Origin of the sequence: Anaeromassilibacillus sp. 1001302B_160321_C8 (genome assembly GCF_015554745.1) — a bacterium.
In the GTDB taxonomy this organism is placed as follows: Bacteria; Bacillota; Clostridia; order Oscillospirales; family Acutalibacteraceae; genus Anaeromassilibacillus; species Anaeromassilibacillus stercoravium.
The window spans coordinates 56,140-73,955 of record NZ_JADNJD010000008.1; the positions used below are offsets into that span (position 1 = coordinate 56,140).

A 17,816-nucleotide genomic window follows, 5' to 3' on the forward strand; every position below is an offset into this window, starting at 1 on the left:
CCGTGAAAGGGTTCATAATTGGAGCGGGGCCGGGTAAACTTTTTGTAAGACCGGCCGGACAGGAGGACGGATTTTTGAAGGTAACCGTAGCAAAATCGGCCGGTTTCTGCTTTGGCGTGAACCGTGCGGTTCAGATGGTATTTGCATTGTTGGATGCGGGGAAACAGGTGTGTACCCTGGGCCCGATCATTCATAACCCGCAAACGCTGCAGGAGCTGGAATCCCGCGGCGTCCAAATCGTGGAATCACCGTCCCAGACGCCGCAGGGTGCGACCCTAGTCATCCGCTCGCATGGGGTATCGGAGGCTGTCCTAGAGGAGATCCACCGCTTAGGGATCGCTTATGTGGATGCCACCTGCCCTTTTGTAGCCAAGATTCATAAAATTGTTTCGGAGGCCTCTGCAAAGGGACAAACCGTGTTGATTGCGGGAAATGCCACCCATCCGGAGGTGGAAGGAATTCGGGGCCATTGCCAGTCCTGCTATGTTTTTAAAAATGCAAAAGATTTGGAAGATTTAACGAATAATTTTCCAGATTTAAAAAATAAACCGGCATGTTTTGTCGCACAGACGACTTTTAGCGTGGCGGAATGGGAAAATTGTTTGGAAATCATAAAAAAGGTATATACAAATGCCACAATTTTTGATACAATATGTAATGCTACTGCAAAGCGTCAATCTGAAGCGGTCGAATTGTCCGAGCATTGCGATGCGATGATCGTCATCGGCGGCAGGCAAAGTTCAAACACTGCGAAACTCCGCGATGTTTGTAGGCAGAACTGCACTACATATCTCATCGAAACAGCGGAGGAGCTTCCGCTGTCGGCTCTGAAGGGAGCCGCTTCCGTTGGCATTACTGCCGGTGCCTCAACACCGGCAAGCATTATAAAGGAGGTACTAGTTACCATGTCAGAAATTATTGAAAACGCAGGTGCGAATTCAACGGAGAATGCCGATACGAGCTTTGAGGAGATGCTTGAAGAATCCCTCAAAAGTTTAAATACAGATGAGAAGGTACACGGTGTGGTTGTCGGCATTGCCCCCAACGAGGTCTATGTAGATGTTGGGAGAAAGCAGGCCGGATTTATTCCGGTTGCCGAGCTGTCTGCTGACCCGAATGCAAAACCCGAAGATCTGGTAAAAATCGGCGACGAAATGGACCTCCTGATCATGCGCACCAACGATCAGGAAGGTACGATCATGCTTTCGAAGAAGCGTCTCGACGCAGCAAAGGGCTGGGAAACCGTCGCGGCTGCAGAGGAGAGCCAGGAGATTCTGACCGGTGTTGTAACCGAAGTGATTAAGGGCGGCGTGATCGCTGTGACCAACGGCGTGCGCGTGTTTATCCCCGCTTCCCAGGCAACGGCGTCCCGCAACGATCCTCTGGAGGATCTGCTGAAGAAGGAAGTCCGCTTCCGCATCATCGAGGTCAACCGCAACCGCCGCCGTGCGGTCGGTTCCATTCGTTCCGTCCTCAAGGACGAGCGCAAGGCTCTGGCGGACAAGTTCTGGGAGACCGCAGAGGTTGGCAAGGAGTACACCGGTGTTGTGAAGTCCCTGACCGCTTATGGCGCGTTTGTGGACCTGGGCGGCATCGACGGAATGATCCATATCTCCGAGCTGTCCTGGAGCAGAATTAAGCATCCGAGCGAGGTCGTCAATGTGGGCGACACCGTAAAGGTATACATCAAAGGTCTGGACCGCGAGAAGGGCAAGATTTCCCTGGGCTACAAGCGTGCAGAGGACAACCCGTGGGAGATCCTCAAGCGCGAGTATCCGGTCGGCACGGTTGCGGATGTCACCGTGGTTGGCATGACCACCTTCGGTGCGTTCGCAAGAATTATCCCGGGCATCGATGGCTTGATTCATATCTCTCAGATTGCGGATCACAGAATCGAGAAGCCGCAGGATGTGCTGAAGATCGGCGATGTGGTCAAGGCGAAGATCACCGACATCGACTTCGAGAAGAAGCGCGTCAGCCTTTCCATCCGTGCGTTGCTTGAGCCGGCGGCTGCTGAAGAAGAAGCGGCTGCTCCTGCACAGGAAGAAGCTCCGGCTGCGGATGCAGAATAAGTTTTTAAAATTTTTCGGGCACAGAGGGATGTTTTCCCCCTGTGCCTTTTTGTTTCTCTGAAATCAGAAAAAGTCTGCACAGCTTTTTTCCTTTTGCGTATGATGGAAAAGAAGCAAAAGGAGGGATGCGCCGTGAGACGATGGAGAAGAAGCAGGCCGCACCGCCACAGACGTGGCGGTTGGATTGGGAAGGCGGTGGCTATCGTGGCACTGTTGGGCGCAATCTTCCTGTTTTTGGATTGGAGATTGCATCCGGTCGTCGAATCCATGGTGACCAATCAGGCGCGGATCACCTCGGTGGAGGCGATTAACGGGGCGGTCATGGAGGAATTGACTGCAAATTCCGTCTCCTACACAGACTTGGTGGACATCGAGCGCGCAGAGTCCGGGCAGATTTTAGCGGTTACGACCGACATGAATCAGATGAACCAACTCAAAGCATCGATCTTGCAGAGAGTGCAGGAACAACTGGGGGAGCATTTGGACACCGGTGTGCCGTTGGGAACGCTGCTCGGCAGTGAACTTCTGCATGGGCGTGGGCCCAATATCCCTGTGCGACTGTCCCTTTCCGGCAATGTGACGGCGGATTTTGAGAGTACATTTGAATCGGCGGGGATTAACCAGACGAAACACCGCATCTGCCTGCGGGTGCATGCCAGTATCTATTCGTTTTTGCCGCCCGCCTACAATGGCACGACCGAGATTACAACCGATATCCCTGTGGCGGAAACGGTGATTATTGGGGAAGTCCCTCAGTTGATGGCGAATATTCAAGCATAAATTTTCCCAACATCCCTTTACGTGTATAGACTGGATGGAGTATAATCAAACTAATCGAAAACGGGCCGCCGGGCGGGATACGCCGGCGGCCTCTTTGACGGCGGGTGCGTGGAAAATGCTCGCGCAAAAGAAGGAGAAAAAGCCATGGAAGAACAAGCGGTAAAGCAGCAGATGCAAGAGTTGATCGCACAGATCAACTATCATAACCAAAAATACTATGTGGAGGACGCTCCGGAGATCGATGATTATGAATACGATATGCTGTACCGGCAATTGCAGCAGCTGGAAAACGACCATCCGGAGTGGATTCAACCCGATTCTCCCACCCAGCGCGTGGGCGGTGCGCCCTTGAACACCTTTGAAAAGGTGGAGCATGAGGTCCCTATGGAAAGCCTGCACGATTCCTTTTCCGAGGAAGAGCTGATGGACTTTGACCGCCGGGTGCGCGAGGTCGTGAGCGATCCGGTCTACATTGTGGAGCCAAAATTTGATGGGCTATCCGTTTCCCTGGAGTATCGCGACGGCCTCTTTGTGCGCGGTTCCACCCGCGGGGACGGCCTGGTGGGAGAGGATGTCACTGAAAATTTGCGGACGGTCCGGACCGTGCCTTTGAAGCTGAGCCGTCCGGTTCCGTATTTGGAGGTGCGCGGCGAGGTTTACATGTCGCATGAGAGCTTTTTCAAGTTGGCAGCGCGCCAGGAGCTCAACGATGAAAAGCCCTTTAAAAACCCGCGCAATGCGGCGGCGGGTTCTCTGCGTCAGAAGAATCCGCGGATCACCGCGACACGGACCTTGGACATCTTTGTATTCAATGTGCAGCAGGTCTATGGGGAAGAACTGCATTCCCACAAGCAATCGCTGGACTTTTTGAAGGAGCTAGGCTTCCCGGTGCCACCCTCTTACAAAGCTTGTCCTACCATGCAGGAGGTCATTGAAGAGGTACGCCGCATCGGGGAACTGCGCGGTTCCCTGGGATATTCCATCGACGGCGCTGTCGTAAAGGTGGACGACTTCTCGCAGCGTTCCCTTTTGGGGAGCACGGCAAAATTCCCCAAATGGGCAGAGGCGTTTAAATATCCGCCGGAGGAGAAGGAGACAAAGCTCCTGGAAATCGAAATCAATGTCGGGCGCACGGGCGTCTTGACGCCGACCGGGATCTTTGAGCCGGTCACGCTGGCAGGCACAACCGTCAGCCGCGCGACGCTGCACAACCAGGACTTCATCACAGAAAAAGACATCCGCATTGGGGACACGGTTGTCCTGCGCAAGGCGGGGGAGATTATCCCGGAGGTGGTCTCCGTGGCCGCGCACAACCCGGAGGCGGAGCCCTACCGTATCCCGGAGGTATGTCCCTCCTGCGGCGGGCCGGTCACCCGCGAAGAGGGCGAGGCCGCTATACGCTGCACAAATCCGGAGTGCCCCGCACAGCTGGTGCGCCACATGATCCATTTCAGCAGCCGTGACGCCATGGACATCGACGGGCTGGGCCCGGCGTTGATCGAACAGTTGGTGGAGCGCGAGCTGGTGGCTTCCCCGGCGGACCTTTACCGCCTGACCCAGCCGCAGCTACAGGAGCTGGAGCGCATGGGGGAGAAGTCCTCGCAAAATCTGCTGCAAGCCATTGAACGGAGCAAGGAAAACGACCTCTACCGGCTGGTTTACGCCTTGGGCATCCCGCACATCGGCCTGAAAGCTGCCAAACTGCTGGCCGCCCATTTTGGCAGTATGGATGCCATCTTCCAAGCGAGTGCGGAGGAGATTGCCGCGATTGACGGCTTCGGCGGCATCATGGCGGAGAGTATCCGGCAATTCTTCGATCTTTCCAGCACCGCGCACTTGATTGGGCGCCTGCGCGATGCGGGAGTGAACCTGCTGAGCAAGACCGTGGTGAACGATACCCGGTTTGCGGGAAAGACCTTTGTCCTAACGGGGACGCTCCCGACAATGACGCGCGCGGAGGCTTCGGCGGTGATCGAAAAGCTCGGCGGGAAAGTGAGCGGCAGCGTTTCGAAAAAGACCAGCTATGTCCTTGCGGGAGAGGAGGCCGGAAGCAAGCTGACAAAAGCACAGCAGCTCGGCGTTCCGATCCTCACAGAGGAGGAGTTCCTCCAGATGGTCGATTGACCGCGCATATTGCTTTATGCGGCTTGACTTGACAAAAAAACAAATCTTTTTTATACTGTAAACGTCAATTTTGAAAGTTAATCTGCGCTAACTTGCGGCGCGGAAATGAATGAGGAAAGTGGGAGCCAGATGAAAAAGCCATTTGTCACCAATGAACAATTGCAAAAAATTGTCGAAGAATATCCGACGCCGTTCCACCTGTATGACGAGAAGGGCATCCGCGAGCGTGCACGCAATCTCCAGAAGGCATTCGCATGGAACAAGGGCTTCAAGGAATATTTTGCGGTAAAGGCGACGCCGAATCCGTTCATTTTGAAGATTTTGCAGGAGGAGGGCTGCGGCGTCGATTGCTCCTCGCTGACCGAGCTGATGATGTCCGAAGCGTGCGGCTTCTCCGGAAGCGACATCATGTTTTCCTCCAACGACACGCCGGCTCAGGACTTCCAGTATGCGGCAAAGCTGCATGCGACGATCAACCTCGACGACTTCACCCACATCGACTTTTTGAACAGCCTGGTGGGGATCCCGGAGACGATCAGCTGCCGGTACAACCCGGGCGGGAAGTTTGCAATCAGCAATACGATCATGGACAACCCCGGCGATGCGAAGTACGGCTTTACCAAGGAGCAGATGATCGAAGGCTACAAGAAATTGCAGGGATTGGGTGCAAAGCATTTTGGCATCCACGCCTTCCTGGCCAGCAACACCACGACAAACGAATACTACCCCACCTTGGCGCGCATTTTGTTTGAGCTGGCGGTGGAGCTGAAAGAAAAGACAGGGGCCCATATTGCGTTTATCAACCTTTCCGGCGGCGTGGGAATCCCATATCGCCCGGAGCAGCAGGAAGTGGATATCCTGGCCGTGGGCGAGGGGGTACGCAAGGCGTATGAAGAGGTCTTGGTTCCCGCCGGAATGGGCGACGTGGCGATCTTTACAGAACTAGGCCGCTATATGCTTGGGCCGAACGGCTGCCTGGTGACGAAGGCCATCCATGAGAAGCACATCTACAAGGAGTACATCGGAGTGGACGCCTGTGCCGCCAATTTGATGCGCCCGGCGATGTACGGCGCGTATCACCACATCACGGTGATGGGCAAGGAAGACCAGCCCTGCGACCACCAGTATGATGTCACCGGGGGATTGTGCGAGAACAACGATAAGTTTGCCATCGACCGTATGCTGCCGAAGATTGACATGGGGGATCTGCTTGTTTTCCACGATACCGGGGCGCATGGTTTCTCGATGGGATACAATTACAACGGCAAGCTCCGCTCTGCGGAGGTCCTTCTGAAGGAGGATGGGACCACCCAATTGATCCGCCGCGCGGAAACGCCGAAGGACTATTTTGCCACCTTTGATTTTACGGGATTGTTCGACCAATATTGAGTTTGTCTTTCCAAATTTTATACGCATTGCAACTGCCCGCGGGTTTCTGCGGGCTTTTCTTTTTGAATATCAGTATAAATTTATTGAAAAACGATAAAAATATATTGCAAAACGATTTCAAGCGTGCTAGAATAGAAGCAGAAAAACAAAGGAGGAACCGCGATGTGGACGAAATCCAAATCTCTTATGTTGTCCATCTTCTGCACCAGGCTGTTTTTGGTATTGTTGGTGGCTGGGGTGATCTTTGCCCCGCAGATCGTGGCCTGGTACTTTGGGGAATCGCCGGACGCACAAGCCATCCATCTGGCGTTCCGGATTACGATTTACTGCTGTGCGGTACCCGGCCTATTTCTGCTTCTGTGTTTACACCGCCTTTTGCGCAATCTTCGCCGGGAGAGGGTGTTTGAGCAGGAGAACGTCACGCTGCTGCGGGCAATTTCCTGGCTGTGCATTGCAGTGGGGGTGGTGACCCTGGTTTCCGGCTTTTATTACACGTCGTTTTTTCTGGTGGCGGCTGCGGCGGCCTTCTGCGGGCTGATTGTGCGGGTGGTCAAGAATGTATTTGAACAGGCCATTGAGATTAAGACGGAAAACGATTACACCATTTGACGCCCACGGGCGATGAAAGGAAGAGCGACATGCCGATTGTTGTCAATCTGGACGTCATGATGGCCAAGCGGAAGATTTCGGCGGGAGAGTTGGCGGAGAAGGTCGGGATCACCCCCGCAAACCTGTCGATCTTGAAAAACAACAAGGCCAAGGCGATCCGGTTTTCAACCCTGGAAGCGATCTGCCGCGCGCTGGACTGCCAGCCGGCGGATCTTCTGGAATATCGAGAATCTTAAGAAACATACGGAAAGGAGCATCGAACAAATGCATATGGAACCGAATCATGAGGGCGCGGCAAGCGTACCCCAAACCACTGGTGCGTCCATTTTGCCGGCGGAACGCGTCTATCAGGACCCTTCGGCGCCTGCCGGCCTCAAGGACAAAAAAGAACCGTCGATTCCCTTCACAGGGGTGGATGCCTGCTTTGCGATCCTGGCACTGGTGTGCGGATATCTCTTTGTCTGGCTGGTAAACCCACTGGCGCTCTTAGCGCCGTATTCCCTCGGCGTAGGCGTTACAATCTTCGCCGCCTGTTTCTATACGACGGCCTTACTCTACATGCGGAAACAGAAGATCTCGCCGCCCAAGAGCAGCTATGGCTGGTTGGGGCTTTCCATGGTCTCCGCACTCTACTTTGCGCTGTTCTCAAATGGAGTGCTGAAATTTTTCAACCTGTTCTTTTGCATGATCGTGACTGTGTATTGGATTGCAGCGGCGTGCGGCTCCCGGCTGGAACCCTCCCTCGGTCGGTTTGTTGTGCCGGACCTGCTGGATCAATTGTTTCGGATTCCCTTTTCCAATTTTACTTGCGGCCCCAAGATTTTGCGCGGTGCAGCGGGCAAAAGCCGCCGGAGCAAAAATGCGCTGGCGGCTGTCTTGGGCATTTTGGTGGCGATCCCCCTCGTCATGGTTGTGGGGACGCTGCTGACAAGGGCGGACCAAACCTTTGCGCGGATGGTGCAGGAAATGACCGCGGAATTCGGGGAACGGTTGCTGGAGTTCCTGCTGCGGCTGCTTCCGGCGGCGCTGGTGGGATGCTATTTCTTTGGAATGTTCTACGGAAACCTGCAAAAGCGCTTCGTAGCGGTCCGCGGGAAAGAAGATGTGGAAAAAGCCCGTGAGAAGCGCCGCAAGCTGCCGCCCGCGATGACGGTCACGGTCCTGGCGCTGCTCACCGGAGTTTACCTCCTGTTCTTTGGCGCACAGGCAGCCACCCTGTTTTCTGCATTTGCGGGCGTGCGTCCGGAGGGGCTTACCTATGCCGAATATGCCCGCCAGGGTTTTTTTGAGCTCTGCGGGGTGGCGATGATCAATCTGGCGGTGTTGGGAGGCGTGCGCCTGTTCACCGTGAAAAAGGGAGAAACACCGGTGCGCCCGCTGGTCGTGTTCTCGGTATTGCTCTCCGCGGAAACCCTTCTGTTGATTGTGACGGCTCTGAGCAAGATGGTCTTATACATCCAACAGTATGGATTGACCCTCCTGCGCGTGTACACCAGCTGGTTTATGGTTCTGCTGTTCATCGTTTTTGCCATCGTGATCGTCGCGCAATTTCGCAGAGTTAATCTGGCCAAGGCATTGGTGCTCGCCTTTTCCATCTGCTTTTTGCTCCTGTGCTACAGCAATGTGGACGGCCTGATTGCACGGTACAACATCGGCCGCTATCAGGCGGGGACACTGGATTCGGTGGACCTCGAAGCCCTATATGCCACGCCGGAAGCCTCCCTGCCCTATGTCAAGGAGCTCTACCAGGAGACGGACGACCCGGCCTTGCGCGCTGAGATCCGCAACTATTGGGGCGGTTTTGGGCAGTACGACGTCCCGTTCCACGAACAGAATTTGGAGCATTTTCTAGCACAAGAAAACACGATTTAACCAAAATGGCATTGTTTGCCGGGCCTTCCCAAGATATAATGAAAGAAAACATGGAAATGGGAAGGGTATAGGATGGAACAGGAATCTCTTGGACGGCGGTGCGCGGCGCTGTTTGTCACCTTTTTGAAGATCGGCGCGTTTACCTTTGGGGGAGGCTATGCTATGATCCCGCTGATCCAACGGGAGACGATTGAGTCGCGCCATTGGATTGACGATCAGGATCTGCTGGATATGTTAGCGATTGCAGAGTCAACGCCGGGGACCATTGCGGTCAATTCCGCTACGTTTGTCGGTTACCGTGTGGCGGGGTTCTTAGGGGCCCTTTTTGCCACGATCGGTGTGGTGCTGCCTTCTTTTCTGGTCATCCTGCTCTTGGCAGGGGTCTTGGAACAGTTTAAGGAGCTGAAATATGTCAGCTATGCCTTTGAAGGTGTTCGCGCCGGGGTAGCTGTGCTGATTATAAACGCGGTTTTTAAATTGTCCAAACAATGCCCGAAGAATGTGTTTGCGATCGTGGTGGCAGCAGCGGCCTTTATCTTGGTGGCACTGTTCAGCCTGAACGTGATTGTTGTGATTATATGCGCTGCGGTTGCCGGGATTGCCTTTCAGCTTTGGCAAAAGCGGAAAGGGGGAGAGGCGCCGTGATCTTGCTGCATCTGTTCCTAACGTTCTTTAAAATCGGGCTTTTCACCATCGGCGGCGGATATGCGATGATCCCGCTGATTCAGGAGGAGGTCCTACAGAACCACTGGCTGAGCTTCACGGATCTGATCGACTTTATTGCGGTGAGCGAATCCACACCAGGGCCGTTTGCGGTGAATATCGCAACGTATATCGGTGCGGAGACGGCGGGGATTTTGGGAGCGGTCTGCGCGACGGCCGGTGTCGTGCTGCCGTCCTTTCTCATCATCCTGCTGGTGGCAAAGTGGTTCTTGTCCATGCAGGAAAACCACTTTGTCCAGGGGGCGCTGTATGGTCTGCGGCCCGCCGTAGTGGGGTTGATCGCGGCGGCGGCATTTTCCGTCTGTACGACCAGCTTCTTTCCAGAAGGAAGTTTCACTGCGGTCAATTGGATTGGTGTCTGCATTTTTGCATTGGCGCTGGCACTGTTGCTCTGGAAAAAGCCGCACCCGATCCTGTTGATCCTATTCTCAGCAGGACTGGGGATTGTATTTTGTACCATACAGGAGCGATTCATCGCTTGAATAACAGAAAAAGGCCGTCCCGGAGCTCCGTTTGGATACGCCGGGACGGCTTTTTTTGTAAAGAAGATGGGGAAAACCTTCGAGAAAATTAGAGCTTTTGTACAGAAAAGCAGGTGGAAAGTTTGTATCTACATAAAAAAACAAAAAAGTCAAGGTAAAACCACAAATTACCTTGACAAACACTATATATTGTTATAAAATATTAAACTGCATCATCATGGAAAGATATACGCATATCCATGCTTGCTTATCATATCACAACTCCCCCAAAAAGGCAAGCCCCTCTTGCAAGAGAGTTGTGTTTCCCATTATAGATGCCACAATCAGGATGGTAAATTTTTGAATGGAGTGATTGAGCCAATGGTGAATGTCAAACCGGTACAGGTCGGCAAAAATGTCCGCATGAGCTTCTCGCGCATTGACGAAGTGCTGGATATGCCCAATCTGATCGAGGTCCAGAAAAATTCCTATAAGTGGTTCCTGGACGAAGGCTTAAAGGAAGTTTTTAAAGACGTCTCAGGGATTACGGACTATACGGGCAATCTGGTCCTCGATTTTGTGGACTACAAACTGGATGTCGACAAGCCGAACTATAGCGTGGAAGAGTGCAAGGAGCGCGACGCCACCTATGCGGCTGCACTCCGGGTGACCGCCCGCCTCTTGAACAAGGAGAGTGGAGAGATCAAGGAATCCGAGGTCTTTATGGGCGATTTCCCGCTGATGACGGAAAGCGGCACCTTTGTGATCAATGGCGCGGAGCGCGTCATCGTATCCCAGTTGGTTCGTTCTCCCGGCGTCTATTACAAGATGGAGTATGACAAGACCGGCAAGGAATTGTTCAGCTCCACCGTTATTCCGAACCGCGGCGCGTGGCTGGAATACGAAAACGACGCCAATGATGTGTTCTATGTCCGCATCGATAAGAACCGCAAGATCCCCGTGACAGTCTTTATCCGCGCTCTGGGTTTGGGCAGTGACGAGGAGATCCGCGAGTACTTCGGCGACGACGACCGCATCAACGCAACCATCGAAAAGGACCCCTGCAAGAACATGGAAGAGGCGCTCTTCGAAGTCTATCGGAAGCTGCGCCCGAGCGAGCCCCCCACCATTGAGAGCGCACAGTCCCACATCAACGGCCTGTTCTTTGACGCGCGCCGTTACGACCTCTCCCGCGTGGGCCGCTACAAATACAACAAAAAATTGAACCTTGCGGGCCGCATCACCGGACAGCAGCTCTCCCGCCCGATCGTCAACCCGCTCACCGGCGAGCTGATGGCGGAAGAGGGCCAAGTCGTTTCCCGTGAGCTGGCAAAAGAGATCGACGACGCCGGCGTCAGCGTGGCCTATGTCACCGTGAACGAGCGCGAGGTCAAGGTCATCTCCAACGGCATGGTGGATATTCAGAAGTTCGTGAATTTTGATGCAGCTGCGGAGTGCGACATCAACGAGCGCGTTCGTTTCAGCGTCTTGGCGGAGATTCTCGGCGAGTGCGGAGACGACGAGGAAGCGCTCAAGGACGCGGTCCGTTCCCGCAAGGACGAACTGATCCCCAAGCACATCATCATCGACGACATTTTCTCGTCCATCAACTATATGAACTGCCTGGCGGTTGGGCTGGGCACGGTCGACGACATCGACCATCTGGGAAACCGCCGCATCCGCTCGGTGGGCGAATTGCTGCAGAACCAGTTCCGTATTGGTTTTTCCCGTTTGGAGCGTGTTATTCGCGAGCGCATGACCCTGCAGGCGCAGGACCTGGAGGTCCTGACCCCGCATTCGCTCATCAACATCCGTCCCGTGGTGGCTGCGATCAAGGAATTCTTTGGCTCTTCGCCGTTGTCCCAGTTTATGGATCAGACCAACCCGCTGGCGGAGCTGACGCATAAGCGCCGTCTTTCCGCGTTGGGTCCTGGCGGCCTTTCCAGAGACCGCGCCGGATTCGAAGTTCGCGACGTACACTACAGCCACTATGGGCGCATGTGCCCAATTGAGACGCCGGAAGGTCCGAACATCGGCTTGATCTCCTATCTGGCCACCTTTGCCCGGATCAACCAGTATGGCTTCATCGAGGCGCCTTACCGCCGGGTGGACAAGGAGACGGGCATCGTCACCAACGAAGTGGTCTACATGACCGCCGACATGGAGGACGAATACATCGTTGCGCAGGCAAACGAACCGCTGGATGAAAACGGGCGCTTCCTGCATACAAAGGTCAATGCCCGTTCCCGCGACGAGTTCGTCGAAGTGGAGCGCGAGCGTGCGGACTTTATGGACGTGTCTCCGCGGATGGTTGTTTCCGTGGCAACGGCAATGATCCCCTTCCTGGAGAACGACGACGCAAACCGTGCACTGATGGGTTCCAACATGCAGCGGCAGGCGGTTCCGCTGCTCAAGACGGAATCCCCGATCGTGGGCACCGGTATGGAATATAAGGCGGGCGTTGACTCCGGCGTTTGCGTGCTGGCAAAGCACGCCGGCGTGGTGCGCAGCGTCAGTGCGGATGAAGTCCGCGTGACACGCGACGACGGCGAGATCGATACCTACCACATCATCAAGTTTATGCGCTCCAACCAGGGAACATGTGTCAATCAGGTTCCGGTGGTCAGCGTAGGCGACCGCGTCCAGGAGGGCGACGTCATCGCAGACGGGCCGGCGACCAAGGACGGCGAGATCAGCCTCGGCAAAAATGCCCTGATCGGATTCATGACCTGGGAAGGTTACAACTACGAGGACGCGGTTCTGATCAGTGAGAAGATCGTCCGCGACGACGTCTATACGTCCATCCACATTGAAGAATACGAGACCGAGGCCCGCGATACAAAGCTCGGGCCGGAGGAGATCACCAGAGATATTCCGAACGTCAATGAAGACCTCCTGCGCGACCTCGACGAAAGCGGTATCATCCGCGTGGGCGCAGAAGTGCGTGCGGGCGATATCCTGGTCGGCAAGGTTACGCCGAAGGGCGAAACGGAGCTGACTGCGGAAGAGCGCCTGCTGCGCGCGATCTTTGGCGAAAAAGCCCGCGAAGTGCGCGATACTTCTCTGCGCGTGCCCCACGGCGAATACGGCATCGTGGTCGATGTCAAGGTCTTTACCCGTGAGAACAGCCACGACGAGTTGAGCCCCGGCGTCAACAAGGTTGTGCGCTGCTATATTGCCCAGAAGAGAAAGATCTCCGTCGGCGATAAGATGGCGGGCCGTCACGGAAACAAGGGCGTTGTGTCCCGCATCCTGCCGGTGGAGGATATGCCGTTCCTGCCGGATGGCACGCCGCTCGATATTGTGTTGAACCCCCTGGGCGTTCCGTCCCGTATGAACATCGGTCAGGTTTTGGAGGTACACCTCGGCATGGCGGCCAAGGCGTTGGGCTGGAAGATCATGACGCCGGTTTTCGACGGCGCACATGAGGACGACATCCGCGAGTGCTTTAAGCAGGCGGGGATGCGTGAGGACGGCAAGATCATGCTGAAGGACGGCCGTACAGGTGAATATTTCGACAACCCGGTCACAGTCGGCTATATGTATTACCTTAAGCTGCATCACCTGGTTGACGATAAGATTCACGCGCGTTCCACGGGCCCGTATTCGCTCGTTACGCAGCAGCCGTTGGGCGGCAAGGCGCAGTTCGGCGGCCAGCGCTTCGGCGAGATGGAAGTTTGGGCGCTGGAGGCATACGGCGCTGCTTATACCCTTCAGGAGATTCTGACGGTCAAGTCGGACGACGTGGTCGGCCGCGTCAAGACCTACGAGGCGATTGTGAAGGGACAGAATATCCCGAAGCCGGGTGTTCCGGAGTCCTTCAAGGTCTTGATCAAGGAATTGCAGTCCTTGGGACTGGACGTCAAGGTGCTTGACAAGAACAACGAAGAGATCGATCTCAAGCAGAACTTCGACGACGATGACGACATGGGCTTCACCCCCTCGGACGATCTGTTCGACGAGCCGACCGTGGAGGATGGAGAACTGGACGGTTATTCGACGGAAGAACATGAGGACGACGACCTCTTCGGCGGGGACGATTTCCCGTCCGATGGGGACGACGACCTCTTTGAAAAGGAGGAACCCTTTGACATTTCTTCTGATGTAGACGGCGAGCAGGAATAAAGAGAAGGGGGTCACAAAATGGAATTCAACGAATTTGAATCAATAAAAATCGGGCTGGCTTCGCCGGATAAGATCCGGGAGTGGTCTTATGGCGAGGTCAAGAAGCCGGAGACGATTAACTATCGTACCCTAAAGCCGGAGCGCGACGGCCTCTTCTGCGAACGCATTTTTGGACCGCAGAAGGACTGGGAGTGCCATTGCGGAAAGTATAAGCGCATCCGCTATAAGGGCAAGATCTGCGACCGCTGCGGCGTAGAAGTCACGCGGTCCAAGGTCCGCCGCGAGCGTATGGGCCACATTGAGTTGGCAGCGCCCGTATCGCACATCTGGTACTTTAAAGGAATCCCCTCCCGTATGGGTTTGATTCTGGATATATCCCCCCGTATGCTGGAAAAGGTGCTCTACTTTGCCCTGTATATCGTCACAGATCCCGGCAATGTCCGGGAATTGCAGAAGAAGCAGCTCCTGACGGAGAAAGAGTACCGCGATCTGCGGGAAAAGTATGAGGATGACTTCCAGGCCAGCATGGGCGCGGAGGCGATCAAGACCCTGCTGGAAGAGATCGACCTGGAGAAGGAGTCCACAGAACTCAAGGACGAATTGGCGACGGCTTCCGGCCAGAAGCGTGTGCGCATTTTGAAGCGCCTGGAGGTTGTGGAGGCGTTCCGTCTCTCCGGCAACCGCCCGGAGTGGATGATCCTCGACGTGGTACCGGTTATTCCGCCGGACATCCGCCCGATGGTCCAGCTCGACGGCGGCCGCTTTGCCACCTCCGACCTGAACGACCTCTATCGCCGTGTTATCAACCGCAACAACCGCTTGAAGCGCCTGTTGGAACTCGGTGCGCCGGATATCATTGTCCGCAACGAAAAGCGCATGCTGCAGGAGGCGGTTGACGCTTTGATCGACAACGGCCGCCGCGGCCGTCCTGTGACGGGCCCGAACAACCGCCCGTTGAAGTCCCTCTCCGACATGCTGAAGGGCAAGCAGGGACGTTTCCGCCAGAACCTGTTGGGCAAGCGCGTGGACTACTCCGGCCGTTCGGTTATCGTGGTTGGGCCGGAATTGAAGATGTACCAGTGCGGCCTGCCGAAGGAGATGGCGCTGGAGCTGTTCAAGCCCTTTGTGATGAAGCGCTTGGTGGAAACCGGCGCCGCTGGCAACATCAAGGCGGCAAGAAAGGCGGTCGAGCGCGCAAAGCCAGAGGTGTGGGATGCGCTGGAAATCGTCATCAAGAACCACCCGGTGTTGCTCAACCGTGCGCCGACGCTGCATAGACTGGGCATCCAGGCGTTCGAACCGGTCCTGGTGGAAGGCCGCGCCCTGAAGCTCCATCCGCTGGCATGTACGGCGTATAACGCGGACTTCGACGGCGACCAGATGGCTGTGCACGTTCCGCTGTCCTCCGAAGCGCAGGCGGAGGCCCGCTTCCTGATGCTGGCGGCTGGCAACCTGCTCAAGCCTTCCGACGGACGTCCGGTGACGGTTCCGACGCAGGACATGGTCCTGGGTTCCTATTACCTCACCTTGGAAAAGGACGGCGAGCCGGGCGAAGGTAAAGTCTTCCGCGACTTCGACGAGGCGATTATGGCATATGATGCGCATATCGTCGGCCTGCACGCGAAGATCAAGGTCCGCCGCACCATGGAGATCGACGGCAAGATGGTTTCCCGCCTGGTGGATACCACGGTGGGACGCATGATCTTTAACCGCCCGATCCCACAGGACCTCGGCTTTGTGGACCGCTCCGATCCGGAGAACCGCTTTAAGTTTGAGATTGAATTCCTGGTTGGCAAGAAGCAGCTGGGAAAGATTATTGATAAATGCATCAAGGTACACGGCGTTCCGAAGACCTCGGAAGTGCTGGACGCGGTGAAGGCGCAGGGATATAAATATTCCACCAAGAGCGCCATCACAGTTGCTGTCTGCGATGCAACGATCCCGCCGCAGAAAAAGGAGATCATCTCCGAGGCGGAAAAGAAGATCGACCTGGTCACCGATCAGTTTAAGAACGGTTTGCTTTCCGACAGCGAGCGTTACAACGCCGTACTGAAGACTTGGGAAAAGGCGACCAACGATGTAACCGACGCCCTGCAGAAGGGCTTGGACCGCTACAACCCGATTTTCATGATGGCGGATTCCGGCGCTCGTGGTTCCATGAGCCAGATCCGTCAGCTCGCGGGCATGCGCGGCCTGATTGCAAACACCTCCGGTAAGACGATCGAGATCCCGATTCGTGCAAACTACCGTGAAGGCTTGAACATTTTGGAATACTTCATTTCCTCCCGTGGCGCCAGAAAGGGCTTGGCAGATACCGCTCTGCGTACAGCGGACTCCGGTTACCTGACCCGCCGTCTGGTTGACGTCTCGCAGGATGTCATCATCCGCGAAGAGGACTGCGGTGCAACCGACGGCCTGGAGGTCTTCGATATTAAGGAAGGCAAGGAGTCCATCGAGTCCCTGCACGAGCGTTTGATCGGGCGTTACCTGGTGGAAGACTTTGTCGATCCGGAGACGGGTGCCGTGCTTGTTTCCAAGGACAAGATGATGGACGACAACGATGCGGACATCATTGTTGGGCACGGCGTGGAGCGCATCAAGGTGCGTTCGATCCTGAATTGCCGCGCGCGCCACGGCGTCTGCAAGAAGTGCTACGGCGCAAACCTGGCAAACGGCCAGCCGGTCACGGTCGGCGAGGCGGTCGGCATCATCGCGGCCCAGTCCATCGGCGAGCCTGGTACGCAGTTGACCATGAGAACGTTCCACACCGGCGGCGTCGCCAGCGCAGAGGATATTACACAGGGTCTTCCCCGCGTCGAAGAGCTGTTCGAAGGCCGCAAACCGAAGCATTTGGCCATTATCAGTGAGATTGGCGGCCGGGTGACGTTTGAGGACATCAAGAAAAACCGCCATGTGGTCGTGACCGATCAGGAGAGCGGCGAGAGCAAGTCCTACCTGATCCCGTTCGGCTCCCGGATCATCGTCAACGAAGGCGATGTGATCGAAAAGGGAACCCGGATCACCGAAGGTTCGGTCAACCCGCACGATGTGTTGGCCATCAGCGGCACGCATGCCGTGCAGGATTACTTGATCGAAGAAGTGCAGCGTGTTTACCGGATGCAGGGCGTTGACATCAACGACAAGCACATCGAGGTCATCGTGCGTCAGATGATGAAGAAAGTCAAGGTCGAAGATCCGGGCGATACAAAGCTGCTGCCCAGCTCTTTGGTGGAAAAAACCGAGTTTGAAGTGGAGAATCAGATTGTCCGCGAGCGCATTGCCGCCGGAGAGACCGATCTCCGCGAAGCGACCTGTTCGCCGACGCTGCTCGGTATCACAAAGGCGTCTTTGGCAACCGATTCCTTCCTCTCCGCAGCTTCCTTCCAGGAGACGACCCGCGTGCTCACCGATGCTGCAATCAAGGGCAAGGTGGACCCGCTGCTCGGCTTGAAGGAAAACGTCATCATCGGCAAGCTGGTCCCGGCCGGTACGGGCATGAAATGCTACAGTGGCGTCGAGATTCAGCATGAAGGTGAGGACTTGACAAATCAGGCCATTTAGCGCTATAATATTCAATTGTAACGGTGGGCTGGAGAAGATTCTTCCAAATGCTACAGTTTGTGGAAAGGATGAATAAAATCCGCAGGAAATGCTGGGGAAA

At 55.4% G+C, this 17,816-nt stretch carries 11 protein-coding genes; all 11 read left to right on the forward strand.

Annotated elements, in window-relative coordinates:
- Window positions 1-74: 74 nt before the first annotated feature.
- The 11 genes from I2E77_RS07265 to rpoC all read left to right on the forward strand — a co-directional run bounded on the left by I2E77_RS07265 (window position 75) and on the right by rpoC (window position 17,716).
- Complete coding sequence (locus I2E77_RS07265; protein ID WP_191362376.1) at window positions 75-2,072, forward strand: bifunctional 4-hydroxy-3-methylbut-2-enyl diphosphate reductase/30S ribosomal protein S1; 1,998 nt, start codon at window positions 75-77, stop codon at window positions 2,070-2,072.
- A 132-nt stretch (window positions 2,073-2,204) separates the two neighbouring features.
- The gene (yunB, locus tag I2E77_RS07270) at window positions 2,205-2,852 is read left to right on the forward strand and encodes a sporulation protein YunB (protein ID WP_191441858.1); all 648 of its coding nucleotides are present in this window, start codon (window positions 2,205-2,207) and stop codon (window positions 2,850-2,852) included.
- Window positions 2,853-2,996: 144 nt separating this feature from the next.
- Entirely contained in the window at window positions 2,997-4,976 is a 1,980-nt protein-coding gene (gene ligA / locus I2E77_RS07275) for an NAD-dependent DNA ligase LigA (protein ID WP_195450931.1), read from the forward strand.
- A gap of 129 nt (window positions 4,977-5,105) precedes the next feature.
- A complete protein-coding gene (locus I2E77_RS07280) occupies window positions 5,106-6,365 on the forward strand; it encodes a diaminopimelate decarboxylase (RefSeq protein WP_195450932.1) in 1,260 nt (419 codons plus the stop codon).
- Between the two features lie 162 nt (window positions 6,366-6,527).
- The gene (locus I2E77_RS07285) at window positions 6,528-6,974 is read left to right on the forward strand and encodes a DUF2975 domain-containing protein (RefSeq protein ID WP_087228937.1); all 447 of its coding nucleotides are present in this window, start codon (window positions 6,528-6,530) and stop codon (window positions 6,972-6,974) included.
- A gap of 29 nt (window positions 6,975-7,003) precedes the next feature.
- Window positions 7,004-7,210 (forward strand): helix-turn-helix domain-containing protein, encoded by a 207-nt coding sequence (locus I2E77_RS07290; protein ID WP_087228936.1) that lies wholly within the window; start codon window positions 7,004-7,006, stop codon window positions 7,208-7,210.
- Between the two features lie 28 nt (window positions 7,211-7,238).
- Window positions 7,239-8,846: a DUF4153 domain-containing protein gene (locus tag I2E77_RS07295; protein ID WP_191441502.1), complete on the forward strand. Its 1,608-nt coding sequence runs from the start codon at window positions 7,239-7,241 to the stop codon at window positions 8,844-8,846.
- Window positions 8,847-8,918: 72 nt separating this feature from the next.
- Window positions 8,919-9,491, forward strand: a complete 573-nt coding sequence (locus I2E77_RS07300) for a chromate transporter (protein WP_087228930.1) — start codon at window positions 8,919-8,921, stop codon at window positions 9,489-9,491.
- Window positions 9,488-10,051, forward strand: coding sequence for a chromate transporter (locus tag I2E77_RS07305; RefSeq protein WP_087228927.1), 564 nt, complete (start codon window positions 9,488-9,490; stop codon window positions 10,049-10,051). The genes I2E77_RS07300 and I2E77_RS07305 overlap by 4 nt, the downstream gene beginning before the upstream one ends.
- 360 nt (window positions 10,052-10,411) lie before the next feature.
- Window positions 10,412-14,155 carry a DNA-directed RNA polymerase subunit beta gene (rpoB, locus tag I2E77_RS07310; protein ID WP_191395561.1) on the forward strand — a complete coding sequence of 1,248 codons (3,744 nt, stop codon included), beginning with the start codon at window positions 10,412-10,414 and terminating at the stop codon, window positions 14,153-14,155.
- An 18-nt stretch (window positions 14,156-14,173) separates the two neighbouring features.
- Entirely contained in the window at window positions 14,174-17,716 is a 3,543-nt protein-coding gene (gene rpoC, locus I2E77_RS07315) for a DNA-directed RNA polymerase subunit beta' (protein ID WP_191395532.1), read from the forward strand.
- The last annotated feature ends 100 nt before the right edge of the window (window positions 17,717-17,816 follow it).

Coding starts and splice junctions, on each gene's coding strand:
- I2E77_RS07285 (WP_087228937.1), top strand. CDS start 6,528: ATGTGGACGAAATCCAAATCTCTTATGTTGTCCATCTTCTGCACCAGG.
- I2E77_RS07295 (WP_191441502.1), top strand. CDS start 7,239: ATGCATATGGAACCGAATCATGAGGGCGCGGCAAGCGTACCCCAAACC.
- I2E77_RS07300 (WP_087228930.1), top strand. CDS start 8,919: ATGGAACAGGAATCTCTTGGACGGCGGTGCGCGGCGCTGTTTGTCACC.
- I2E77_RS07280 (WP_195450932.1), top strand. CDS start 5,106: ATGAAAAAGCCATTTGTCACCAATGAACAATTGCAAAAAATTGTCGAA.
- rpoB (WP_191395561.1), top strand. CDS start 10,412: ATGGTGAATGTCAAACCGGTACAGGTCGGCAAAAATGTCCGCATGAGC.
- rpoC (WP_191395532.1), top strand. CDS start 14,174: ATGGAATTCAACGAATTTGAATCAATAAAAATCGGGCTGGCTTCGCCG.
- I2E77_RS07290 (WP_087228936.1), top strand. CDS start 7,004: ATGCCGATTGTTGTCAATCTGGACGTCATGATGGCCAAGCGGAAGATT.
- ligA (WP_195450931.1), top strand. CDS start 2,997: ATGGAAGAACAAGCGGTAAAGCAGCAGATGCAAGAGTTGATCGCACAG.